The 26,927-nt window shown below is 48.9% G+C and carries 17 protein-coding genes; 2 read left to right on the top strand and 15 right to left on the bottom strand.

What is annotated here, in order from left to right:
• Positions 1-44: 44 nt before the first annotated feature.
• The 8 genes from JS530_RS09095 to JS530_RS09060 form a co-directional block, all read right to left on the bottom strand.
• The gene (locus JS530_RS09095) at positions 45-2,027 is read right to left on the bottom strand and encodes a rhamnan synthesis F family protein (protein WP_214376849.1); all 1,983 of its coding nucleotides are present in this window, start codon (positions 2,025-2,027) and stop codon (positions 45-47) included.
• A gap of 54 nt (positions 2,028-2,081) precedes the next feature.
• Positions 2,082-3,374 (bottom strand): glycosyltransferase family 2 protein, encoded by a 1,293-nt coding sequence (locus JS530_RS09090; protein WP_214376848.1) that lies wholly within the window; start codon positions 3,372-3,374, stop codon positions 2,082-2,084.
• A 21-nt stretch (positions 3,375-3,395) separates the two neighbouring features.
• A complete protein-coding gene (gene rfbA, locus JS530_RS09085) occupies positions 3,396-4,292 on the bottom strand; it encodes a glucose-1-phosphate thymidylyltransferase RfbA (protein ID WP_214376847.1) in 897 nt (298 codons plus the stop codon).
• A 117-nt stretch (positions 4,293-4,409) separates the two neighbouring features.
• Complete coding sequence (locus JS530_RS09080; protein ID WP_214376846.1) at positions 4,410-5,864, bottom strand: sugar nucleotide-binding protein; 1,455 nt, start codon at positions 5,862-5,864, stop codon at positions 4,410-4,412.
• A 9-nt stretch (positions 5,865-5,873) separates the two neighbouring features.
• A complete protein-coding gene (gene rfbB / locus JS530_RS09075; RefSeq protein ID WP_214376905.1) occupies positions 5,874-6,896 on the bottom strand; it encodes a dTDP-glucose 4,6-dehydratase in 1,023 nt (340 codons plus the stop codon).
• A gap of 60 nt (positions 6,897-6,956) precedes the next feature.
• The gene (locus JS530_RS09070) at positions 6,957-8,609 is read right to left on the bottom strand and encodes a hypothetical protein (protein ID WP_214376845.1); all 1,653 of its coding nucleotides are present in this window, start codon (positions 8,607-8,609) and stop codon (positions 6,957-6,959) included.
• Positions 8,610-8,799: 190 nt separating this feature from the next.
• Positions 8,800-10,959 carry a DUF7657 domain-containing protein gene (locus JS530_RS09065; protein ID WP_240541177.1) on the bottom strand — a complete coding sequence of 720 codons (2,160 nt, stop codon included), beginning with the start codon at positions 10,957-10,959 and terminating at the stop codon, positions 8,800-8,802.
• A gap of 269 nt (positions 10,960-11,228) precedes the next feature.
• Positions 11,229-12,578 (bottom strand): DUF6056 family protein, encoded by a 1,350-nt coding sequence (locus JS530_RS09060; protein WP_214376844.1) that lies wholly within the window; start codon positions 12,576-12,578, stop codon positions 11,229-11,231.
• A gap of 121 nt (positions 12,579-12,699) precedes the next feature.
• Here JS530_RS09060 and JS530_RS09055 point away from each other — a divergent pair, with 121 nt between their 5' ends.
• Positions 12,700-14,310, top strand: coding sequence for a glycosyltransferase family protein (locus tag JS530_RS09055; RefSeq protein WP_214376843.1), 1,611 nt, complete (start codon positions 12,700-12,702; stop codon positions 14,308-14,310).
• On the opposite strand, the gene JS530_RS09050 is transcribed toward JS530_RS09055, so the two are convergent.
• Positions 14,252-16,420 (bottom strand): hypothetical protein, encoded by a 2,169-nt coding sequence (locus JS530_RS09050; protein ID WP_214376842.1) that lies wholly within the window; start codon positions 16,418-16,420, stop codon positions 14,252-14,254. The genes JS530_RS09055 and JS530_RS09050 overlap by 59 nt on opposite strands.
• A 44-nt stretch (positions 16,421-16,464) precedes the next feature.
• Entirely contained in the window at positions 16,465-19,197 is a 2,733-nt protein-coding gene (locus JS530_RS09045; RefSeq protein ID WP_214376841.1) for a YfhO family protein, read from the bottom strand.
• An 89-nt stretch (positions 19,198-19,286) separates the two neighbouring features.
• Between JS530_RS09045 and JS530_RS09040 the strand changes: the two genes are divergently transcribed.
• Positions 19,287-20,270: a glycosyltransferase family 2 protein gene (locus JS530_RS09040; protein WP_425350866.1), complete on the top strand. Its 984-nt coding sequence runs from the start codon at positions 19,287-19,289 to the stop codon at positions 20,268-20,270.
• 21 nt (positions 20,271-20,291) lie between these two features.
• Here the strand turns inward: JS530_RS09040 and JS530_RS09035 are convergent, their stop codons facing one another.
• The 5 genes from JS530_RS09035 to JS530_RS09015 all read right to left on the bottom strand — a co-directional run bounded on the left by JS530_RS09035 (position 20,292) and on the right by JS530_RS09015 (position 26,661).
• Complete coding sequence (locus JS530_RS09035; protein ID WP_214376839.1) at positions 20,292-21,992, bottom strand: DUF6020 family protein; 1,701 nt, start codon at positions 21,990-21,992, stop codon at positions 20,292-20,294.
• A complete protein-coding gene (locus tag JS530_RS09030) occupies positions 21,982-22,950 on the bottom strand; it encodes a glycosyltransferase family 2 protein (protein WP_214376838.1) in 969 nt (322 codons plus the stop codon). The genes JS530_RS09035 and JS530_RS09030 overlap by 11 nt, the downstream gene beginning before the upstream one ends.
• Positions 22,951-23,533: 583 nt before the next feature.
• Positions 23,534-24,805 (bottom strand): ABC transporter ATP-binding protein, encoded by a 1,272-nt coding sequence (locus tag JS530_RS09025; protein ID WP_214376837.1) that lies wholly within the window; start codon positions 24,803-24,805, stop codon positions 23,534-23,536.
• Positions 24,805-25,635 (bottom strand): ABC transporter permease, encoded by an 831-nt coding sequence (locus JS530_RS09020; RefSeq protein ID WP_214376836.1) that lies wholly within the window; start codon positions 25,633-25,635, stop codon positions 24,805-24,807. The genes JS530_RS09025 and JS530_RS09020 overlap by 1 nt, the downstream gene beginning before the upstream one ends.
• Before the next feature lie 138 nt (positions 25,636-25,773).
• Positions 25,774-26,661 carry a glycosyltransferase family A protein gene (locus tag JS530_RS09015; protein WP_221339827.1) on the bottom strand — a complete coding sequence of 296 codons (888 nt, stop codon included), beginning with the start codon at positions 26,659-26,661 and terminating at the stop codon, positions 25,774-25,776.
• Positions 26,662-26,927: the final 266 nt, after the last annotated feature.

The raw sequence follows: 26,927 nt of genomic DNA, 5'->3' as shown, positions 1-26,927 counted from the left end.
AGTAAGAACACCGGGCACCCGCATATTGCCTCGATGGCATGGAATTAGTGTCTCACTAATGTACGCATGCCTGCACGCACCTTACCCAACACGTATCGAACGGCCGTGATAGGCGTCCATGCTGCCGTATAAATCACATCCTGCGCAGGTTCAGGAAGCTTTCGTACAGTGTGAGCGGCAACCACCTGCAATCCAAGATGCACCCTGTGCATTGCAGCTTTCAAAGCCCACCAATGTGTTGTCGCTTTATGCAAACCATACAAATTGCTCAGCAACGACTCACCACGCCGCGCCCCAGCTGAGGATCCCATCAACATTGCGTTCGTGTAAAACAGCGAATCGATTTCAATGCGAGCATATCGATCGGAAAGCACCCATGCTGGGTAGTATCCACGCGATTGGCACACATATCCATTGGCACGCTCGATGGCGTGAGAAATCGTGCCGTCTTCGCCCATAACGCCCTCGGGAAGGAAGTCCTCATACTTCCACCCGTATTCGAACAGCGGCTTCAAAGCTTCCACACGGAACCAATAGCAGGAGCCCATTGCCGATGCCGTAGGCTTATTCGGCGACAACGGCACATGAATGTTGAGCTTGTTCTCCAGCAGGTCCTTGGTGATGGCAAAATTCGCACCCCAATCATGTGGAATGGTGTGCGCGAAATACAGCGCATGGTAGGGCGGCGGCGGAGCGACCTGCCCCAAACGTGGATTGTCAGCAAAGAGCGTCAGTATATTCTCAACGTAATCCTTGCTGCCCAACGTGTTTTCCATGAGCTTATAGGCAAAGCCCTGGCTTTCGGTGCCGTGATGACCGTTCTCCTGATTCTGGCTCGACTTCTTGTCATGCGCGAATCCGATAACGTCATACCTACCGCTCAGTACCACCGGGCACGCGGCGACCAACAACGCAGAAACATCACGACCACGATTAATTACTGGGATAAAGTTCACAGAGTGATTGACGCCATGCTGCTGCATGTATTCACGAATCTGCGGAATCTTGTCTTCCGTGGATGTAATGTACAGATCAGTCTCTTCAGGCAGTGCAGCAATATAGCGGCATGTGTCTTCAAGAAGATCCATGAAGTAGATATGGTAGATGAATGCCGAGCGAGGTTTCTCATTATGCCGGTGATTCAGAGTCTTCGCGGGAAGCACATAATCCAGATGCATGGCTTTACGAATATCGTCGATATTGTATGAAGGCAGAATGGCATCCCAAATTAAGTCAGTGTCGTAATCGGTGTGCTCACGTACATAGTCATAGAGATCCAGAGCCGGCTGGCCGGCAGTCTGATCGAAGTACGCGCTGTAATCCACGAAGAACGACCTGCGCTTAAAAATCGGGCATCGATCGTCGCGCAGTAATTGTGCCGGCATATACAGCAACGGATACGAAGAGTAGCCCTGATACTTCTTCCAATCGACGTATGAGGCCCAGGCGAATCCAAGATCCTCGAAATGCTTGGTGAACGTCATCTCATGCTTGCGAGTGACTTCCGCGTAGTTCTTATACAGCGGCATGTTCTCCCAATAGTCATGGAAGGCCGGGACGGACACCAGTGAACGACGATACACATGCCAATATGCCTGCAAGTGCGTAGGAATGGACTCATTATTGACGGTCTCCCCCGCGTATGCGGTAATGCCCCAGAAGTCCACCGGCTTGGCGTCCATAACGTCGAACATTTCCTTGAACGGGTATACCGGTCCCATCACGGTATCGTTCAGGCAAATGATTTCGTCATACGATTCAAGCTTCTCCCAACCGAGAGTCAGAATTGCTTGCTTATATGCAGCAACATCAAGGCCCTTGTTCTCACGGACGATGATGGTATCGGTATACTGCAAAAACAGCTGACGAGCCTGATCGTTCAGCTTGCCATTCACTACGACGACCAGATCATCGAGATTCTTCATCAAGTCATCAAGAAAGACTTTGATGAAACGAGCCGCTCGCCCCTGCTTATCGTAGAAGCAGAAGATTCCTAATCGCTTCACATGATTTGTTTCTGCGCTCACAACATCCCTTTCCACAACATTGAACCTCAACCAATACCAACAGCCGAAATGTAATCACTTGCCACGCCGACTATGTGCACGTACAACGCGTATCATATCGCGGCACAACGAACCGTCTGGCGCTACTTTATTAAGTGCCCGATGTATAAAACCGCGTTCTTGTTCGCGCTTAATAGCCTCCAACTGACGCTTACGCGCTTCTTCTTCGCGTCGCCGCACAATATTGGCCACATGCTGTTCAACATCGTGTTTCAGCTGGTAATAAGCATCATAGGAAGATGACTGTTCCTCAGAAAGCTTGGGAACAACGGACTGTTCAAACACCGCGCCCCAACGATAGAATTCATCATTCTTCGCTGGAATCATATCCTGCTCAAGCAGCCATCGACCTCGGGCCATGAGAGGATCAGACATGATATCGCTGACTTCTTTGGCTCGCCAAGATAGCAGAAGATGCTCTATGGCAGTAGCTTGATCGTCAGGAGATAAACGGGTCACCCATTCATTACCAATGATTCGGAGATATTCCCGCCCTAGCCACGTGGCGCACTCGCTTATGGCTGCTTCGTCGCATAGACGCGCGAAAGCATTTACATGCTCATAGTCTTTTCTTGCTGATTCTTGCAAGTAGTCGAACTTGTTCAGGGTTTCTCGAGATCTACCGGAAATACCAGCGCCAAGATAGTAACGAAGACCACGCACATCAGGTAGCATGCGCATAGTTCGTGCCTTTGAACACAGTACAAACATCTCATACGAGTCTTGCATACGCCCCAATGGGTAATCCGTCATTTCAGCGAAAACGTCGCGCACAAAATCACCGTTGAACGCGCAATCAATGATGCTCCAAGTATTGCGATGCGTTCGTTCGGAATAAATGCTTTCGAGAATCTCATGCCCCGATAAGACGGCATCGCCTTGGTTGAACATTTCTTCATTCTCGTAGGCAAACGCAACATCGGATTCAGTTGACGATGCCGGCATTACGTCACGGCCGAAGCGGAGAATATCGTAGTCGCTATTTTCCAGCACCGGCTGAAGAAGTTCCAAGCAATTACGCGTAATGGAATCATCGCCGTCAACGAAGATAACGTATTTGCCCTGAGAGGCTGCCGCCCCCGTACGCCGCGCTAAATGAGCGCCCGCATTGCTTGCTTTGTTGATAAACCGAAAACGCTCATCGCCATCTATCTCTTGCTGAATGGCTTTGACCGTACCGTCAGTACTTGCATCATTGACTACAACAACTTCAAAGTCTTGCACCGTCTGCGCTTTGAGGCTTTGCAAGCAGCGGCCAATATAGCGCTCAACGTTATAGGCAATAACAACAAAAGTACATACAGGCATAGCACCGCACCCCGTATCTCATCAGTGGTTTTCACGAGGCTTCATAATGATTTTGTTATCCGCCACATCCTTCAAGTGCTTGCCATAGGGGCTCTTGCCGTAACGCTCAGCGGATTCGAGAAGCTCTTCCTTGCTGATCCATCCGTTCTCGTAGGCGATTTCCTCCGCCACGGCAATTGGCAGACCCTGTGCGCGCTGCACGGTACGAACGAATTCGCCGGCTTCATACAGGGAGTCCATGGTGCCGGTGTCCAACCATGCGTAACCACGGCCGAGTGTCTGCACGTTGAGGGTTCCGTCTTCGAGGTACATCTTGTTGAGGTCGGTGATTTCCAGCTCGCCACGGGCGGATGGCTTGACCTGCTTCGCAAATTCGGTCACGCGCTCGTCATAGAAGTAGAGACCCGTTACCGCATAGTTGCTAGCCGGATGCTGCGGCTTCTCCACGATGGAGATGGCTTTCTTGTTCTCGTCGAATTCCACCACACCATAGCGCTCCGGATCATCCACATAGTAGCCGAACACGGTAGCACCGTGCTCCACTGCTACAGCCTTGCGCAGCGTGCGACCAAGGCCATTGCCATAGAAGATGTTGTCACCGAGCACGAGTGCACACGGTTCACCATCAATGAATTCCTCACCAAGGATAAATGCCTGAGCCAGACCATCGGGCGAAGGCTGCACCTTGTAGCTGAAGTTCACGCCGTACTGGGAGCCGTCGCCGAGGAGCCGCTCAAAGTTCGGCAAATCCTTCGGCGTGGAAATGATGAGAATATCGCGGATCCCAGCCATCATCAGCACGCTCAACGGATAGTAGATCATTGGCTTGTCGTACACCGGCAGCAGTTGCTTCGACGTCACTGTCGTGAGCGGGTAGAGTCGAGTACCCGAACCGCCGGCGAGAATAATGCCCTTCATGAGACCTACTTTCTCCATATTCATATAAGCGTATCCAAGCTTAGCCAATACCAACGCAAAACAGAAAACCGCACAGAGTCTTCTGCGCGGTTTTCACACGGGTCTCAACGACCAGGCCTATTTTTCAAGCTCCTTGGCCACATATGCCTTAAGACTTTCCTCCCAATCAGCTGGCGTATAACCAGCTTCGCTGATCTTAGCGAGGTCCAAGGCACTGTGAGTCGGGCGCGGGCTAACCGGGTTCTTGGCGTTCGCAAAGTACTCGGCGGTCGAAATCGGCTTGACCTTATCGCCGTTACCGTTGGTCAGATCGAACACCTCAGAGGCGATATCCGCCCAGCTCTTCACCGCACCGGAACCGGTCAGATTGTAAGTTCCGTACGGTGCATGGGAGTCAAGCAGGTGGAAGATGGCTTCGGCCATGTCCTTGGTGAAGGTGAGTCGGCCAAACTGATCATCCACCACGGTCACCTGGTTCAAGCCGTCTTCAGGATCGGCTACGCGGTTGGACAGCATCATCATGGTCTTCACGAAGTTATGACCTTCGCCAATCACCCAGCTGGAGCGCAGGATGTAATGCTCGGGAGCGTTCGCCACGGCGATATCGCCGGCAGCCTTGGTCTGGCCATAGACACCAAGCGGAGCGAAGTTCTCGGTTTCCGTATGCGGTTCGGCAGTGCCGTCGAACACGTAATCGGAGCTGACATGCACCAGCGTAATGTGATGGTCCTTAGCTACCTTGGCGAGCAGTGCCGGGCCCTGCGCATTGGCCTTCCATGCAATCGGACGACCTTCCGCGGTTTCGGCCTTGTCCACCGCCGTGTATGCACCGGCGTTGATGATGGTGCCGTACAGGGACCAATCGTACTGGTCGTATGCGGCGGGATCGGAGAAGTCGAACTCGTCGATATCCGTGTACTCAAAGCCCTGCAAATCATGGGCTTCAGCATAGGCACGAATCGCATGGCCCAGCTGACCGTTGCAACCGGTTACCAACGTGCGCTTCGGAGCCATGGGCTTGGCGTCCTTCAACATCGGGTGATGCAGGTCGGCTTCGGAACGTTCGGTTTCCTCAAGCGGAATCGGCCACTGGATGTTGAGCTCCGGGTCGGCAAGATTCACGAACGTGTAGGTCTTCTTCTGTTCCAGGCTCCAGTGGGCGTTCACCAGATAGGTGTACACAGTACCGTCCTGCAGCGCCTGGAAGCTGTTGCCCACGCCGCGCGGCACGTAGATCGCCTTCGACGGGTCCAGACGCGTGGTGAACACTTGGCCGAAGCTCTTGCCCGGGCGTAGATCAACCCATGCGCCGAAAATCTCACCGGCCGCGATGGAGATGTACTTGTCCCACGGTTCGGCATGGATGCCACGCGTCACGCCCTTGGTGGCGTTGAAGCTGATGTTGTTCTGCACCGGGCCGAAATCCGGCAGGCCGAGCTTCAGCATCTTGGCGCGCTGCCAGTTCTCCTTGAACCAGCCGCGGTTATCACCGTGCACCGGCAGGTCGAACACCAGCAGACCGGGGATATTGGTCTCGGTGACTTTCAGTTCCTTCTCGAATTCAAATGCCATGGTTGTCGCTCACTGTCCCTGCTGCTTGTACTTGGCTTCGGTGGCGGCCTTGGCCGGCTCCCACCACGCGCGGTTCTCCGTATACCATTCGATGGTCTGCTTCAGGCCAGATTCGAAGTCGGTGTGCTTGGGCTTCCAGCCGAGTTCAGTCTGCAGCTTGGTGGAGTCGATGGCATAGCGGCGATCGTGGCCCGGGCGGTCTTTGACCCAGTCGAATGCGTCCTCCGGCTGACCCATCATCTTCAGAATCATGCGCAGCACGGTGATGTTGTTCTTCTCACCGTTGGCGCCAATCAGGTAGGTTTCGCCGATGCGACCCTTGGTCAGAATGGTCCATACGCCGGTGGAGTGATCGTCCGTGTGAATCCAGTCACGCACGTTCTCGCCCTTGCCATACAGCTTCGGGCGTTCGCCTTCCAGAATGTTCGTTATCTGGCGTGGGATGAACTTCTCCACATGCTGGTAGGGGCCGTAATTGTTGGAGCAGTTGCTGATGGTGGCGCGGATACCGAACGTGCGATGCCAGGCGCGCACCAGCAGGTCGGAGCTGGCCTTGGTGGAGCTGTACGGGCTGGACGGATGATACGGAGTTTCCTCAGTGAACTTGGCCGGATCATCCAATGCCAGATCGCCGTACACTTCGTCGGTGCTCACGTGGTGGTAGCGCACGTTGTACTTGCGTGCCGCTTCCAGGAGACGGAACGTGCCTTCCACGTTGGTCTTCAGGAACGGCTCCGGGTTGGCGATGGAGTTGTCGTTATGGGATTCGGCTGCATAATGCACGATGGCGTCATGGCCCGGCACCAGCTTATCCAGCAGCTCGGCATCGCAAATGTTGCCGTGCACGAACTCCACTCGGTCGCCCAGAATCGGCTTGATGTTCTCCAGGTTGCCAGCGTAGGTGAGTGCATCCAACACGGTGACGTGCACATCGGGATGGTTGTTGTACACGTAGTGCACGAAGTTCGATCCGATGAAGCCACAGCCACCGGTCACAATGATGTTATGGGGAGTAAACAGTTCTTCAGCCATACGCCCCAGCATACCGTCAGGCATACCGTGGACAGATCTTTAATCTTCATTTGAACCCTGTCACTGACTAATGATTAATCCTTCCCTCACATTTCCTTTCGAATAAGAGGTCGCATTTACCCATCGAATACTCAATAACCCCACAAACAACATGAGGGGAACCGCAATCAAAGGAATGGCGACTCCACCGGAGTAAAAAAACGTTACAAACCGATCATGCAGATATTCCGTATACCAATTTACGCTGAAGCAATACACCCATGCATAGGCCAGTAAACCCAGTGCCCCGATGTAAATCAATAATCCCTGCATACGTATTTTACGAATTAATCCAGCAATCAGTCGAATAGTTTCTACAATGGCAGCAATAATCATCAGCACATTGAGCACAGAATAAATAACACGATCTACGCTCGATACTCGCCTCGAAGCTTCAAATGAGAACCAAGGGAATGGTTCTGGATTGGGATCCCCAGGATCAACACGCATGCGCTTCAAACCTCGAATATTATTGTCATCCTTGTCGCTACTATTACCTTTCCCCGATAATCTATAATAATATATCACCGCGGAGTCAGACCACGAATAGTTTGCCGACCCAATAAGACTCATAATTTCATTGATATTCCTTGGCACAAGCATTGAGCTGAGAGATATTTTCGTTGTCTTTTTCAGCCTGCCATCATCAAAGGCTGCATCAATCTCTTTATTGACCTGCTTGAAAAAATCCTGCACAGAGCGCTCATTGTCCCATCCAAAAGTATTATCATACGCAAATCGAATCTGCCAGGTAAGAAAATCTCCCGTCAACGGATTCTTTTTAATATCTGGATATGTGAACATAATGTGTTTCACAGACCAAAGTAATTTTGGATTCTTACTTAAGGTTGGAGATACGTTAAATACCGCATCAATGGATGATTCCGGAGTCCAAATAGTCATGTTTTGGTCTTTATTGTCTACTTGATACACTTTAGCGACAAAATCACCCACCTCGCCTTCCATGCGAGTATTAATCATAGATACACCGAAATACCGTTGATTAATTGCTTCGCAGGCTTTTACACCTATAACAACTGGAATCAAAGGACATAGAGCAAGAACGGCACACAATATTTTCTTGATGATTGCAGTGCGACTCAGCACTACCATCGCAATTTTCACGGCCACAATAGCAACTAAAAGCGGAACGCACCAGACCGAATCTTCTTTCAATAAATAAATTAAACATAACGGCGCACCAAGCAACAGTCCCAGTATTGCATAGCCTACAAGTGCTTTCCCGCTCGATGGCCATCCCTCCCCATTCACGCTTTTCACCCGAAGAAGGGGAATCCCATAATTAAGCCATATCAGCATCAAGCCCAATAACAAGAACATCAGAGGCGGAAATAACGAATTTCGGTATAAACGAGTCCCCAACCAACCATCAAAAGCAATCGGATGCCACAGCACATAGGCATAGGAAAAACAAGCTAGCCATCTATTATAGAAAAGTACCCAAAATGCAACTCCTACAGCAACTGCGGCGGCTACCCACACTAAAAAATATGCCATGTCGGCACTTAGACCCAATGCCCATGTGATTAATAGCCAGTATCCGTACCCCTGAGCCTTCGCTAAAGATAGCGTGTTATCTTCATGGAAGTGAGATCCCCATGAATAACTCATCAACAATTGGTCGTCAAAGCTTCCTTTATAGGAATAGTTCATATGCATTGTCAATGACATACCCAATCGCATTGCCGTTAATATCAGCAGCACTCCGACAAGAACCCATGTTGATGCTTTCACATGCGAGAATATGTGAAAACCTTTTCGAACGAAATGATTAGCACGACTGCACAAGAGTGAAATGGATGATTGGTTGTTCATTTATCTCCAGCTTTTTATAGCACCGTCATCAGTAATTTACCAAGCGATATGGAGTTCGACCATCGATTGTTTTGCCAATAGCCACAAACTTATATCCAGTGAAGGTCATTTGATCAAGTTTCTGGGTGGATAGCACATTTTTAACACCGAGCTTATCCAATTGCGCTGGTGTAATCTGCAAAGTGAATTCGTCTCCGTATTGGAGCACGAACGGTTTCTTGGCTTCATGTTCCAGTATTTTCACCGAAATGTAGGCATAACGGTTATATATTTTTTCACTTTTCCTATTTGAATCTAGTTTCCGCCATGTAGTCAAATCTGGAGTGACTTTCAAAGCATTTAATGTTTGCACACCATTGGCCACCAGTAGATTAGCTATTCGTGTACTTTCATCACCATCGGTTATCCACATGCCGGGGTTTTGGCGCTGCAATGTCTGGACCTGTTGGACCAAGGGCTGCTGCGTCATAGGTGCCGTACCATATTGGATTGGATTCACAGACATTCCGGATATAACTAAACCTGCGACCGTCAGAGAAGCAGCGATATTACCAACGATATGTCGCCCAACGGTCAAGAAGGAAAACATCAGCATAATGGTGATGGCGCAGCTAACGACAGTGAGCAAACGTCCCACATACAAAGGGTACGTGTAGTGATTTGCTGCACCAATCAATATCGCAAATATCACTGCAGCAACAGCCACTAGTCGTTTATTCCATTCCCAATTCCTCAATGAAACCGATCGTACTAGTAATATGATGTTGGCAACACCAAGCACAACCGTGGTTCTGGATGAAGTGACCGGTGTTAGCATGAGCACTTTAGAGAGCCACAATGGGAATCCCACGCATGCGAATGTCATAAAGAACACAATAAGGGTTATAAGGCCTGTGTTCAGCACATCAATTTTTTTTGATTTAACCATATTCGCAATGGCTAAGACGATACCAACCGGGAACAAATCGATGAAAGCCGATACTTCAGTGGAATTCGAAATACTAGCTCCAGAAACGGGAATCCACTCTTTATAGGGGAGGAAAAGCGTGCAAACCGACGCAATGATTTCCAACAGGCTCTTTCCGCCACCATGGGAGCGTCTTGCACCAGGATATGCCGTATGCATCATTACCTGGATAGTATCCCAGGATGTTATAAGAACCGATGCCATGAGAGCAATGAAAACAATAACTTCTATTGCAAGAATAAGAACATCTTTACGGCTGATATGAATGTTTCCCCATTGTCTCACGATACTGTAAGCAATTAATACAATTAGAAGATATGCAAGCGGGATCTGCCATGCCGGATATAACGTCAACGCGAACATTCCTGCGCACAATAGAATCACACCAGCGTATACAGTCCGATGCAACGTACCAGTATCAGTAAGATATTTATTGAAGCACACAATGGAAACGAATACCGCCACCAGCATTTCCGGCAGTGAATTCACTGCATACCACCACTGTATCAACGGAGCGAAAGCAATAAGCGATGCCCCGAGCACGGCAACACCTTGATGCTCCTGCTTGCCATTCTCATTCGTAACACAAAGGAAGAACTCATACGACGCAAGGAAAAGCGCCACCAACCTACCCGACCAATAGAATGCAAGACCTCGGGAACTACCAAGAATAAGGTACCCCCAGTGAAAAGGTCTGAAAATCTCCGCAAACGTCCATACAGGCGCATCCTTGACTATGAACATATCAGCCGGTTTATTCCCGAACAGATTATTGAAATAGCTATAACCCGTGTAGCTTTGAGCGAAAGCGAAGGGAGTAGTGACCACATATTCATCAGTTCTCAATGCCCGTGGCGTACCCCAAACCACATCTGATGCCATATCATGCCCGAGCCAGAAGTTCCACATGCCAAGCGAAGAACCGCTAATATTCAACGCCACCGCAGCAAATACTACAGCAGCACCAGCAGCAAAACGGTACCGGTGCAGCAGCCGTCCCACCTTGCTTGGACCGAACACGCAACAGAACAATACGAGCGCGAACACTGTGGACGCAATCAAAGCGCGAATCACTACGATACGTTTCCTTTGCACAGCGTCAGTAATCAGCCCGAACACAGACTCCTGCAGTGCCGGAACAACCGAAATAGCGAACACTGTACCGCAAACCGCAGCAATAGCAATAATTATTGCTGTAATTACTATTCGGCGCTTATTCATAGTTACCGATTCCAGCCATGCTTGTGTTATATTTGTCAATTCTCGTTCTGCCTTAAGATCATGCGTCACTTACAAAGATCCTCTAATTTGAAAATCATATCCAACGGCAATGGATAATATATCACAATTCTAAGGAGCCGAAATGTCTCAACATAGCGCACAAACGATGGAAACCGAAGTGGCTGGTTTGTGTTCCATCTCCGCCGTGAGACTGAACACAAACCAACCACTTCAAACTTATTCCCAGATTAATATGCCGCAACAGCCCATCACAGGCTGGCTCCCCACAACCCGAGTACAAAATGGACAAAGTTGAGCGCAGCTGGCAGGCCGATAATCCAATACCAGAACCGATGCGGATGCTCAAGGCGAGCAATATGAATCAGCATGATGAGCATGAGGCTTGACGCAAACATCGATCGAACGCCGGATGCATAGATAGTGGGAGAGAAATACATCACTGCCGTCGCTGCGATACATGCCAGCAGCATCAACGCAGTAAATTTCGGGGAATGTGAATACAGCACCACTATGAGAGCCCAAGCCGTGAATAATACGCCCCAGAATAGGTAGGCGATAATGATTCGAGGTCCGCCACCGTAAAAATGCATGAGCATTTTTCGTGTACCTGTGGCATCTAGACACATGATCATTACCAGCATTGCAGTGAGCACGCACATGCAGTTAACTACCACTGCACTGGTTCTGGCGCTCATCCCCTCTAACTCAATAGACTCCGACCGCTTGAGGTCTCGTGCCATAGCAACCAGTAGCCCAATCGCCATCACCGCAATAATTGGCAGCAAATATTTAGTTGTGGAATAAGTCTGCCATATCACACCGCGGACAACCTTGCGAGATACTGAAAGTGTGGGGAATTCCTTATACCAATAGTTGGCTTCGCTAATCGTCCTGAGATGCGATCCAGGGGAAACCAGCTCAATAACAACACCGATAGCTGCAACAACCGTAAAGACCAATGCTGGAACCGATACAGTTTTCTGTCTGAGCCATACAACCAACACAGTAACTGCACCAAAAGCACACAAGCACAAGCCGGTTTGTTCCACGCCTAAAGATGCCAAGAACACCAGAGGAATGCGCCAGCCCCAATAGCGAGTAGGTTTCCCTTTGTAAATGTCCATAAGCAATATGGCGGAGAAAAGAGCCAATGCCGACGGCCACAAATAGGCAAACGATCCGGCAACCCAATACACGGCGTTTTTCATCATTTGCGGTGGCAGTAGCCAGATTCCCGCATAGCCCATCAGCACAGCAGAAACAGTCATAGTGTCGGACACAAGGCGAATGATTGAATACACCAGCAACGCGACCATCAAAGCATCCGCTATACGCCACCACATTTGATCAAGTGGAATAAACACTGCTGCAGCAGACTCGGAAAAGACACGTCCAGACCAGTTCAAATAGCGTTCCCACACCCAATGGGCGGGGCTCGACGACTGACTAATCCAAATAGCGAAGTTGGTGTCATCGCCCTTTTCTCGCCCAATGGGCAAAAGAGTAATAAAGGTGACGACAATACTGCACACCCATGTAGCCGCAATCCAATACTTTGATTCGTTCACTTTTCTCAAACGCTCTACGTCATGCAGCACAGCAACACTCTTTCTTATACACCGTCTTCTCGGCTCCAACAGAATCGCCGCCACCAACTATAATGCACGATATCTCTAAGCCGCCATCCGCAAGGTCATGTTCTACGTTAATATGACAGTTATGCGTGACCTCACAACTACCAATTCTGCAGGATGGCTTCATCGAACAACACGATATGGAACATCGTTCATCGCCTACCTCAGCTTGGTGATTGTAAGTCTTCTGTGCATTGCCGCACTATGTTTCACCTTCGTTTTCCCGAAGACATATGCGGAAACGCCCTTGCCTTCTCACGTCTGCGCAATTGTCTCTTCAATCTGCAGCATTCTCCTGCTGCTCTTATGGATTCACTACCAGAAATGGACAATTCCTGAAATAAAGACCCACTCGGTCATCCGAGTGGTAGCGGCCTATTCTATGATAGTAGGCACACTTTGGTCGGCAATCGTCAACCTGCCGCCCGTCTCAGATCAATTATTTGTAGCTTGGTACGGCGAACAACTGGCAAAGCATAACTACCAGCCTTTTTTGGCAACGTATATGCAACAATTCCCCCATCAGAATGGTTACGTGCTGTTCTACGCTGGATTCGGCTCGCTATTTGGATTCTCCAATTGGACTGCGGTTCGGCTTTTCAACGCGGCAATGGTTGCCATTGCGCTTGGCTCGCTGCTCAAACTTACTGAAATGATGTTTGCTTCTCAGCGCATCGTCGTGATCTGCGCAGTACTATGCATGGCTTTCCTGCCGTTTATCTTCTTCTCGAATTTCGTATACGGCAATATCCCATCAGTAGCATTCTGTTTGCTTGCCTGTCTCATGCAGCAATATGCATCCCAGACTAAAAAAACTTCCCGATTAGCGCTTTATGGCATAGCATGCGCCCTGTTCCTTTTCATCGCTATTTGGTTCAAGCCTAATGGGATGATTTATCTTATTGGCATTGAAATCACTTGGATTGCACTCACCTTGACCACTAAGAAGCTCATGCATAGTATTGCCGCATTAGCATGCGCAATACTCTATGTAGCAGCTTCCACACTGCCAACGGCGATTGTCTCCTCACAAACCGGCATTTCTTTTGATAAAGCTGAGCCAAAGATCGCATGGATTGCCATTGGCATGCAGGACTCCCCCCTTGCTCCGGGATGGTACAACCCATACTTCACCGAACAATACGCTCAGCATAACAACGATCCAGAAATCGTGGACCAACTTGCCAGAGAGGTTATTCGTCAGCGTGCCGAATTCTTCGCGCAACACCCAGCCACTGCCCTCAGGTTCTATGCACACAAGGAAATCACCCAATGGGCTGAACCGACCTTTGAATCATTGTGGACGGTGTTTGGCGGGCAAGACAGTAAGGCACTCGACAAAGACTCCATATTGCAGAGCAGTTTCCACCAAGGAGTCTTACGTGCAGCCTACACACTATGGTGCGATATTATACAATCCTTGATTTATATCGGAGCCGCATTCGCATTATGGATGCATCGCAAGCACTGGAAGCCTGAACAGCTTGCCCTTATCTTGATAGTCCTTGGCGGCTTTGCTTTCCATACTATTTGGGAAGCAAAATCGGATTATGTGTTGCCGTATTTCATCCTGCTGCTGCCCTATGCAGCAGCAGGATTGCTTGACCTGCGCACACATGGATTGCCATGCTTGCAACTCAAACACCTAACGCAAAGTCAAAGAAATAAGACAATGCAACATACAAATCTGGATTAGCGTTACTCACCATAGAGACCAGTTCCGGATGATCGCTGAATACCAGCAGCAGACCGATGATAACCGTTGCTACGCACACAATGATTGCTGGAACATACAAGCTGAATGAGGTTTCCTGCGACTCATTGTTTGGGTGGACCGTGCGAAGCATGGCCATAACCGCTATAAGCAGCAGAATGAACAGGAAGTCACAGTAGTAGCGGAAGATGCTGCCGGCAATTGCGTAATTGATGTAGGTAAGCACCAGGCAGCCCACCAGCCCTGAATGCACCATGGCTTTCTCATTGCATACCCGTCCTACTTTGCGAAATGCTGCAAACACAAACCATACCAATGGAATCATGCCAATGCCGAACATGTAATGGAGATACGCGTAGTTTCCATAGCCGGAACCAATGCTGGTCTGATAGGAAATATAGGGGAAATCCGGACTGACTTTGAACGGCAAAAGGAAGAAATCCAGAATCATATCCTTCAGTTTCATCGGATCGAAAGTCAGCGCGTTATCGCGTAGATCATCAATAGTAACCTGTAACTTATTGCCAAAATTGAACAAGGAACCGAATCGCAGCTTGTTATACCACAGTTGGGCCGCAAATCCGAGAAGGGTGGGAATCAAGAATGAACCGGCATCAATGAGCTTGCCTCGCATCTTACGCTGTTTGTCCAGCAATACTCCGATAAACAATGGTGCCATAAAGCACACCGTTCCAATAAGTGAGTTCGGTCGGGATCCCAGCTGGAGAGCCAAAGCAATTCCGGAGCAAACAAATAAAACACTTCGTATGATTTGCCGATTGGCTCGGCATGCACGCAAGCCGAAAAATATAAACATGCTTGCGCACATAATCGCGCAAAGCAACGGAATGTAATACACTGCAGAGCATGACTGAATAAAGTAAATCAAGCTACCTGCGCAAAGAGCCGGCAGAGAGCATAGCAGAAGCAAATAATTCGGACGAATTTTCCAATTGGCAAGTAGCTCGCGAACTGCAAGGCATAAGAACAACGCTGCACCGCATGCAAATATGGTGGTAACCGTAAGATCCGCCGGCAACCTGTTGGGGAATAATGCGTTAAACGGAAGATACACGAGCAACAATGGCGTTACGCCGAAATAGGTCCAGTATTTTCCGTTAAACAACACCACATCGTAAAGTCCTGAATCAGGCAACATGACTCGAGATGCAAGACTGTATGGATTATCAAGCTGGAGCAAATCCTTCGGAGGTTGCTGCACCAACGATAGCGATCCTTGCTTCCAAGCCTCAAGCTGCAAAGCATATTGATCCCCCGTGTTGGAGGGGAACTGCACCAACATGCCGCTTGAGCGATATACAACGAACCGAATGACCAAAGGGATAAGCATGCACACCGCGGTCATGACCGCGAAACCGATATTATGAGAACGGTTATCCCAGTCATACACAACGGCATACGCACGAGATTTCACAATGCAATATATGCCAACAAGCAACACATATGTGAGCAGCCACTTTGCAATGCTTACGGTAAAATGCGTGGCCGGATTCGCCGTAATAGAGGTAATAGTGTATGGAGCAGTGGTTTCGTTGAAATGCAACAGCATGCCCTGTACATTGCCAGTGCTGTTGAAGCGGACTACTGCACTATTGTGCTTGCCGTGCGGCGATAGACGGAAACTATCAGCAAACGCATAATTATTTAACCTGGCACGATCGCATGGATTGCCTCGCCCTGCAGTATTGGAAGCATCGCAGATAGATACGCTACCAGACGCATAAACGGAATCGTGAGCTTGCGATTCAAGATGCAATGTCTTGGTCTTGTAGCCCAAATCATGCAACTGCACATCTCCACCCTGCGCAGGCACATGTATGCCTTGCTTATCGACAGTGATCCCCGACTTCTCGCCAGAGGAGCTCGGAATAGCCGAAAACTGTTCAATGGCAATATTGTGTGAAGGATATTCTTTTGCCGAATAGAGCACCGCCATATTGCTAAAAAGCAGCACAGCAATCACGCCAGACACTGCGAACAGTGTTATCAGCATCTTCCAAGATGATTGCAGTGAGCGGCCAACCACACCAATCCACCGCAATGAATCACGCCTATCGCTGCTAGACATCATGATTAATAACCACCTTCTTGCAATACTCTCTCACTGCGTTCGTCTCAATTATTCCGTTCTGTCGAAACCAGTGTACGCGCCCAATTGATGTTCCTCCGATTGTGCGCACGACGGCGAACTACCAGCAATAAACATGCTGTAATAATGCTGAGCAGGGTAATAACCGCCCCCGGAACAGCACCTCGAATGTGGTATTGCATAGTAATATCATTGCGGCCATCTTCAAGAGGGATGCCAACGAATGCGCCGGCAACAACATGCGGCTGAACCTGCTTACCATTCACTGTAATGATCCATTCGGCATCATAGGGAATCGTGGTAATAACCTCATTCCTTGAGCCTTCGCCTTCGGCAGTAAGACGTACATACCCATCGTTAAAAGAATTAATTGTCGGAGTCTTACTGGTAAGACGACTGGAAAATCGGTGAAGCTCCTGAAGATCAAGCGCATAGAATAACGCGCCATCCTGTTGTGGAACTTCGCCACCACCATCCATGGATAACGTCAGTGTTGTAGTGTTTCCATGGTGGGGAATAAACACCACTCCAGGAGCCAGCCACTGCGAATATTTTCGAACCGTGCCATCTGCCATAGTGATTGTTGAGGCCGCAGGCACATTATGCACCACACCATACAAAGGCGAACTCGCATCATACCCAGACAACGCGTATATCGTTTTCCCGTTTTCTTGAGATCGGGCTGAAGCGACAGGAACATACAGCTCCGTCTTCTCACCCATCAGTTGAGAGAACAGAGCATTCTGGTATTCGAATTCGTTCTCAGCGCTCATCTCCTCAGTCGGAGCATCATTGCCGTAGAATGCCAGCGGAAGAGCATATGGATTGCGATATACCGCTTTGCCGTCCGCCTTGGGAATATCTAATTGTTCCAGACCTTCAATCGGATATTGAGACAGCACATACTTCACGCCCAACAGCGAATCTGCACCAAGAATGGAATCATTGACGACGTTGAAATTGTCTCCGTTTTTCCGGTATCCTACCTTGTCTAGAAAATTCCTCTGGCCCTCATCGGGATCGGAAGTGTATACGGAAATTGGGTTGTAATTATAAGCAAGGCCTTCATTCATATTCGCCGTAAGATTGCCTTCAGCCATTTCACGGTTTGAAGTTTGGTTAATGCGATAATAACCGCCGTCAGCATATTGGATGGCCTCAATTTGTTGCTGGGTCTGCTCCACATAAGAGTGAAAATGCGCCGTTTGCAAGGTCTCCATCCGAAAATCTGCATGCGCACTATATGCCAGGTCGCCTGCGCAAGCGCATACCAGAACAACAGCACACACACTACGAACTGCTGGTCGATTGGAATTCACCACAGTCAGAGACAACAGTGATCCCACAATAACCATGGCAAGAACAAACATCATCATGTTCTTTGTGTCCGAATCACTGTTCAATGTCACGATGAAAAGAATCAGCGAGCTAACAGCAATGGAACGGAATATCACTGCACGGTTTTCCCCTTCACCAACATGCAGACAAAACATGGCCATGGCGAAAACTGCGACAGCTACAGCCAGATACGAGTATCGATACCAATAGCTGGAGGCATCCTTCAATAGCGAGAACAAAAAATACAATGGCTGCCAATGGAACGACAGTTCCAACACCCCGAATACCAACGCAATAAGCAGCTTCTCTCGCAAAACAATGGTTTTCGACAAGAAAAATGCCACAAAGCCAATTACAACAAATACGCCTGCATACAGTGAGGATTGCCCTAAATATGATTGATGATGGTAATACAGCAAACCGCGAGCATCATTCAGAGGGTTGCCAAAAAATGCATTGGTCAGGAATGAGCGATCAATCGTTCCTCTGCCACCACGCATCTTCAAAAACGCCGGAACCAACAGGAACGAACTGCATCCAATGCCGATGAGTCCGCTCACACAAAAACGTAAAATGTCCTTGCCGATATTGAGCCACGTACCCTTGCTTGCGAAATCTTGATAATAGAATCCCACTTCGGCAATACCCCACAGGCAAAGAAAAAGACCGTCTATTGCCGCGGTATACCAATTACAAACAATGGTCAGGAAAACCATTACCGCCAACAAACGCCCGTCCTGTTTACGAACAACGCGATATACGCCAAGCATCAAGAGCGGTAGCATATACATGCCATCCAGCCACATCACATTGCGTGCCTGCAGCATGTTGTATTGCATGAATGCATAGCTGACTGACAATATCAAAATATACAATCTGCTTAATTTGCGTTCGAAGCGCAAATCAAGGAATATCGACATGAATATAGCCGCAAGGCATAGCTTGATGATGACCAATACATCATAGAAAACCGCTAACTGTGATTTCTGGAAGAAAACAACCAGCACATTCAGCGGAGAACACAGGTAATAGGCGAAAACGGCAATCATTCCGCCGCCAAGACCCTTGGAAAAATCATATCCAAGGCTTGCTTTTCCGGCCAACAAATCCTTGTAATAAGCAAAGAAATCAAGATATTGAAAATCAGCATCCTGTACTGCGAGGGAATACGTTCCGTCATGGAACGGCGCAATGTGATTAACATAGCAAACCACGCACAGCATGAGGAAAGTCAACATTCCGGATAACGCGTATAGCCAGCCTCGATACCGGAACCACTTGCACTGGCGCACCTTAGCCAGCCATGCAACGAACTGCTTCGCATCAGCTTTCTTCAAGGTGTGAATCATCCCTCGCTCATTGCTCCCTGTTGACATAGTGAGATATCGGATACCAGTAGTGTAAGAGGCAAAATCAATCATCAATACTATCTTGTTAGGGGACAGTCAGCTGGCATACTGTGTGTATAGCTAGAAGTAACGAACGCGATTGTTAAGAAGGAATGATGAGTGTGGCAAATGCCGTGAATACCGATAAGAGAGCAGCATCGTCTCCCATCATTTATTTCGTGCTCCCCTGCTACAACGAAACAGAAGGGTTGGCACATACCGCGGACGTGCTTTGCACCAAAGTCGACACTCTTATCAACAACAGTACGATAAGCAGCAAAAGCCGTATTCTATTCGTAGATGACGGATCGAAAGATGGCACATGGAAGATTATTCAGCGTCTGCATAACTCCAACGAACAGTTGTTCGGCGGAGTGAAACTGGCTCACAATCGAGGCCATCAGAACGCTTTATTCGCAGGTCTCATGACAGCTCGTGCTCAAGGCTGCGATGCCGCGATTTCCATGGACGCTGACTTGCAGGATGACGTAAACGCCGTAGACGAGTTCATTGCGAATTTCCGTAATGGAGATGAGATTGTCTACGGTGTCCGTTCGGCGCGCAAGAAGGATACGTGGTTCAAGCGCAATACCGCGGAAGCTTTTTATAAGATCTTCGAATGGATGGGCGCAGAAACCATTCCTGACCACGCAGACTATCGTCTGATGAGTCATGAAGCGCTGGATGCGCTCAGCGAATATCACGAAGTCAACCTGTTCCTACGCGGCATCGTGCCAACACTTGGATACAACACCAGCAAGGTGTACTACGAACGAGGCGAGCGCGAAGCAGGAGAATCGAAATATCCGCTCAAGAAGATGATTTCCTTCGCGCTGCAAGGTATTACGTCATTCTCTACAAAACCCCTCAGTTTCGTCACCGGAGCTGGTTTGCTCTCCATCCTCGTTGCAATTGCGATGTTCATCTATGTGCTGGCTTCACTTGGTCAAAGTCATACAGTCGCCGGCTGGGGATCGCTGATGTGCTCGCTGTGGCTCATTGGAGGGCTCATCATGGTCTCGCTCGGCATAGTTGGCGAATACGTAGGCAAAATATATATGGAATCAAAGCATCGCCCACGCTATCGCATTGAAACCACGCTATAGCCTGCGCAAATCAGCTCTTCCTCAGCTTATATCGTCTCCGGGGTCTATCGATTTGATGGAAATAGCCAGCCATAGTGGCATGGCGCATAAAATCGGAAACACATACCGAGTTCCCTCTTGATAGAGCGAGGTCGGTCCCACATATAGCGTAGCCACAGTCAGCAGCAAAGGCATAAGGCAGCAGACAGCATTGCTCCGCTTATCGGAACGTTTGCGTAATACCAGGAAAAGGCAAAGGAACGGCAGTATAGAACCCCACAAAGCCTTGCTGCTGAGCACATTGATGATTGGGATTTGAGTGACGATGGTCTCCAAATGAGGAATGGTTTTTTCGCCAAGCGTATGTGAAGACCATCGAGGGAGCGGTTCAATGCCCTCATAATGGTGTTCGGAATTGTATGGGATATTGATATATGCGTTGATATCATATATCGATTGGGCAGGGATAGGGAATGAGAACCATCCGGCGGCCAATCCGGCAAATGCGCTCATATACTCCTGCTGATTAGTGAAGAAATGTGTAGCCCAAATGGAAACAAACTCCTGTTGTCCGTTCATTGTCACCGGACCCTTTACGGGATCAGCTGCCACAAATGAGTAGTTCTTCTCTAAAGTTGGAATATCCTGCGCATAATACTGTTGAATTATCTCCTTTTCATGATCGCTGAAAGAATCCGGATTCTGTACAACAGCATTTGCCAATTGCTGAATTGGCAAGGACCATGCATCTTGCTTGAGGCCTGGGAGAATATGCAACGTAGGGTACGCCACTGCAGGAATCGCTACCGAACAAAGCAGGAACACGGCAACGCCGAATGCCACACACCACGCCTTGATTTTCGCTGCGAATTTCGAAAACACGAGAAGTATCATGCTTCCGAGCACGATATACACACCGGTTTTTCTAGTGACGCACATTCCTATGCAAACCAACAGAAATGGCAACGAAAACCGCCATTGCCGTATTTTTTCCCCTTGTGATTTCATCAACGAGCAGAACATGATGACAAAAATCACCAAAATTGGTGAGAACACCGTGTCTTTGGCTACCGTGGTGAACATTCTTGGATAGGCCGGCCATATGGCAAAGAATAGAAGACAGGTTATTCTCCAAAACCAGCTCACAGAATAATCCGATAAAGCAATAGCAACCATGGCTAGAGCAATCGCTGCAGCAACGCATTGCAAGATAATGAACATATACAACCCGGCAAACGCATTGCCCCAACAGCGAATGCCGATCTTAGCGAAAAAGCCGAACACGATTGAATCCATAAATGGATGCTGGTCCCAAAGTACACGAGGCACGGAGAAGAACTCAGCGATTTGAAGTGTTGTATCCCACCAATAGATACCGGGGTAAGCTAAAACAATATATGGGAGCCAGAAAACAAGAATTATTCCAGAGCTCAAAGCCACATTTTTTATTGACCACTTCAGTGGGAGCACGCGGCGCAGGAATAATCCAACCGCATTATGGCAAGGCCATGGTTCATCGAAGCGTCTGGAGTGGTAGACATTTCCATCTTCGCTAAGATAGCGCTCAAACAGTATGAAAACCGTGCAAAATAGTACAGCGAATAGCACCATCAGAAAATAAAGTGACGGAGCCAGAAATGAAACTTGACCATTATTATAGCTAGCAAATGTGCAAATGCCGAACAGCATCCCCAACAGAACAGGCACAACAAATTGCCATGATGACTTCTTGCTAATTATCATTTAGTTTCGACTCTTCCACCAAGTAATTCGGGCGATGCTTGGTCTGCATGAAAATACGCCCCAAGTATTCACCGATGACACCAAGGCTCAGCAGTTGAATCCCGCCCAGAATCAGTACCACGACCATCGTGGAAGCATAACCAGGCACATCCACGCCAAAGGCCAAGGTTTTAATCAGAATCACCATGGCATAAATGACGGCTATAACCGAAACCACCATGCCGGACCATGTAGCTATCTTCAATGGCAAGGTAGTAAAACTGGTAATGCCGTCCATGGCCAGATGGAACAGTTTGAAATAATTCCACTTCGTCTTGCCCGCCACACGCCTGTCACGGTCATATAGGAATTCAATCTTCTTAAAGCCAATCCAACTGAACAGAGCCTTGGAATTACGCTCCGACTCATCCAAACGCTTCAACGCATCCACGCACTTGCGATCAAGCAAGCGGAAGTCGCCTGTATCCTTCTGAATGGTCACTCCGGAGACCCGCTGCAGCAAATCGTAGTACCAGCAGCTCGTGGCTTTCTTCAGCCAGCTCTCACCTTCGCGCGAACGCCTACGCGCGTATACATCCTCATAACCCTGACGCCACAACTCCGCCATTTGAGGAATCAATTCTGGCGGATCCTGCAAATCAGCGTCAATAATCACCAAGCCATCCGTATGTACGTTCTCAATACCTGCAAACATGGCCTTTTCCTTACCGAAATTACGGGAAAGGAAAATATACTCCACATAGGGGTGCTGCTTCGCATATTCCTTGATGAGTTTGCGGGTATCGTCTTTCGACCCATCGTCAACGAACAGTAGCGTATAGTCAAGGTCATGCTGCGAGCCTTGCGCCACCAGAGCATCCATACGCTCAAACAAAATCGGCAAGGATTCCTGCTCGTTATAGCAAGGAATCATCACCGTAAGCGTCCGCTTCGCTGAATCGACCTGCTTCTCTGGCATCAGCTCAAACTCCCATTCTTATATGTGCACGCATTCGTAGGATATATTCTTTCTGAGACAGTCCCCTTCAATCCTAACGTGTCCCCATTTGAACCCGTTTAAGGTTTTCGCTTGTTTGAAGCAATCCACAGTGTTGCCCCATTAAATGTGTAACTGGTGGTTTTCTTTTTCAGCGCCTATCGTCTGCCAAGCGATTGCAAAAGTGATGACGAACGTGTTCAACGCGGGTTCCCACCGTGCGGCTCATCGTACCTGTCCTTGCCGCAACAGGACCTTTCAGCCGATCGACGAGCTGGAAGTACGCGACAATGCGATGAGTCTCGTGATATAACTCGAAGTGTCCTATATGCCTCTCTTAACTACAGGACATTGGGCAGGCTGAGAGCAAGTATTACAAACACAGATGGCAAAACCGTCTCGCCGCAGAGACGGAACAATAATCAGGACGCTTCAACATTATCCCCATACCACGGAGGGAATGGACATATTGAGTAACATAGTCAGACAAGAATATGGCCTGGTTGTTCCACCCCTATGTAGAACAACCAGGCCATTCTCCCTTGGGCAATTGGACCGACTGTGCTTAGACCAGCTGCTTTACCTGCATCGTGTTCTTGTTGAGCAATGCGTAACCGTTATTGCCAGAGATGCGCAACGCGAAATCACAGGAGCGAGTTTCATCCGTGTATGCCAGCTGCTGGTTGGACTGCACATCATCTGGATCCGGCAGAATGCGCAACTGAGCAGTGATGCGATAATCGCCGTTGCAAATGGCGTCAAGAGGCAGCTCAAACGTGGCAGTCTGGCGTCCACGTTTCGTCTGTCGCAAGTCGGCAGCCGAGTCACAAATAATGCCGCCACGAGTCATATCGAATAGCGTAACCGTAAGATAGAATTCTTCGTCCTCATTGAACTCATAGTCAACACAGAACCGGAATGGCTCCCGGGTCTTGATCAGCGGAGTACTTTCAGGGCGAACTTCCAACCGCGGCACACGCTCGCTAAGACCGGCCGGATACTGACCGTTGACAGGCTGCTCAGTCTCAGATCGTTTTGCGGTTTTCAGGTTCTCTAGTGTGTACTGGTCGGCGACGTCATTCTTGTTGCCGGACACAATGATTTCGCCGTCTTTAATAAGGATGGCCTTATTGCAGTATTTCTTTACAGCATCCATAGCATGGGTCACCAGAATGACTGTTTTGGTAGGATCCTGCTTGATGTGCGCAAAGAAGTTATCGCACTTGCGCTGGAATGCTTCATCGCCCACAGCCAAGACCTCATCCAGAACCAGAATATCGCCCTGTGCTTTGATGGCCACGGAGAATGCAAGACGCACCTGCATACCAGAGGAATAGTTCTTGAGCTTCTGATCCATGAACTCGCCAAGCTCAGCAAAATCCACGATGTCATCGTACATCGCATCGATTTCCTCGCGAGTGAAGCCTAACAGGGCACCGTTCAGGTACACGTTCTCACGACCGGTCAACTCAGGGTTAAAGCCCACGCCAAGTTCGATGAATGGCACGAGCTTGCCGTTAACCGTAACCTTGCCTTTTTCGGGCTTGTAAATCTGGGAGATAATCTTCAGCAGAGTCGACTTGCCGGAACCATTGCGGCCCACAATGCCAAAGAAATCACCCTGATGCACCTCGAAATTGATATCGCGCAACACATGCTGCTCGGTGTAGCCCTTGATACCACGCGTCCAATTCAAGAAAGCCATCTTCAAGCCGGTAGCCTGTTCCGTAGGCAGACGGAAATACTTGGCCACATGCTCGACCTTAAGCACTACAGGACGATTGTCTTCAGTGGACTGAGGTGCAGTTACTGCCACATTCTTCTCAGAATCAGTCATCAGAGTACCTCCGCGAACTTAGCGCTATATTTGCGGAACACATGAATGCCCAGCCAAAGAATAAATACAGAAGCCACATAAGGCAGCAGGCACAGCCACTTGTTGTTTACCATCTGCCAGACGGTAGGCACATATTCAGGGGAAATCAGATTATGGCGAATATCCATAATCGTTTGCGTAGCCGGCATAAGCATCATAACCTTGGCTGCCCAACCATAGCCACGATCAATCACCATGGAAATCGGGTAGATAATAGGAGTGGCATAGAACAGTGCTTGCAGCAGCACTTCCCAGATATGCCCAATATCGCGGAAATACACATACAACGAGCCAAGCAGCAGCGCTACGCCAAGAGAGAGGGCGTACAGCTGGATAATGCTCGGGATCACCAGCAGCACACGCCAGGTGTAATGCGCGTGGGCAAAGGTGCCGAACAGAATCACCACTGCCAGATTAATGGCCAGAGAAATCATTGATCCCATGGTGGTGGAAGCCACGATGATGTAATTCGGGAAGTGGATTTTGCGGAGCAAATCGCCACGATCAACAATGGAACGCATGCCCATGCCCGTGGATTCCGCAAAGAACTGCCACAGGCAGGTACCGCATAACAAGGAGATGGGGAACGTCGGTGTACCGTCGGAGAACTTCAGGAACTTGACGAACACCACATACATCACCGCGAACAGCATCAGTGGCTGGAGCACCGACCACAACACACCAAGGAACGATCCCTGATAGCGTAGCTTAAAGTTGGTCTTCACCAACTCTTTAAACACCACCAATGCGTAGTGGTAACGGTTTTGAAGTCTATTGACGAATTGCTTCACGAGCGTCCTATCCTACACACGTTTTTTGGGTGCAGCCTTCCAGCAGCACAGCATTCACTAATCACGCCAATTTTATGGGGTGGGGTAAACGACACAATCCCTTTTGACGAAAGTAGACATTCCGTCGAGGGACAATAATCAATGCAGGAAGTTATCAAGATCATCATCACGAACAAGCTGTTCAAAATCACCATTTAACGCAGCTTTGACAGAAGGATATGAGAGCACCTTGGCAATGACTTCATCATTACCACCTTCGCTATTCGAGCTCCACAACGCTTCCTCCTGAGAACCAGGCACAAAACCAATACGATTCTCGGCTCGCGCCTGATCAGCCGAAGTCAAAGAAATCACTTGGTTCGAAGTCGCGGCGACAACAGGGACTCTGCCTACAACCTGCATTACCTTTATCCAAATGTCATCAGCTCTGAGCGCTGTCCTACGAATTGCCTCCATATCAAAAGTTGCTGCGGGCATAATTCGAGGGGGGAACAAAGTACCAGCGCCATTTGTCCCAAACAACCGCATTGAAGGCCTATTCAACAGTGACGAACAATGTGCTGGCGCCTCAAAGATCCAGTCATTATATGGCTTTAGCGAGCCATCTGCATTAAAAGTAATCAGATGGGTGCGAATTGATACCACTGCACTAGGATGGGCGCAATGCGTTTCCATCAATTCGGAAATATACGTATTCGGGTAAATCATGTCATCATCGAAGGTGATGACCAAATCATGAGTAAACTCTTGAAGCGCCCAGTAGTATTTCTTATGAGGCTTCAAATCTTCCTTGACCCAACGAATTTGCACATCATGGGCAAGCAAATGAGTAAGTGTTCCAGGTAAATCCTTCTCGCGGTTAGGGAAATCGCCTTCGTAAAGCCACAAGATTATTTTGTCAGGCAAGGTCTTCTGAGCCAGAATCGACCTGATTGACTCATGGATAGTAGCCATACGAGGCGGATAAGAAGTTAGAGAAACAATGATGCGTTGCTTGCCAGTAAGACGTCGGAAGAGATGTGTCATCGTTCGACGCAGTTTATTCTTTGATTCCCAAATCCACGTGCGGATTATCGTTCGCATACCCATAAGCTACAAGCATAGCGTGAAAGATAATTGTTGCTGGCGGCTTGCTTATAACAAGCCGCCAGCAAACCTCTGTCATTATTTGACGGTGAGGTTGAGTTTGTCGGCGATGGCGTCGGCGGTGGCGGGGGCGACCACGCCGGTGCCACCGGCGATCCACGCGTGGTCCACGCCGTCCGCGTGCTCGCCCGCGAGCGAGACTGCCG

The sequence above is a fragment of the Bifidobacterium colobi genome, from assembly GCF_018555455.1.
GTDB classification, from domain to species: Bacteria; Actinomycetota; Actinomycetes; order Actinomycetales; family Bifidobacteriaceae; genus Bifidobacterium; species Bifidobacterium colobi.
Note: the sequence above shows the minus strand (reverse complement) of the source record. Positions and strands in the feature narration are given on the sequence as shown.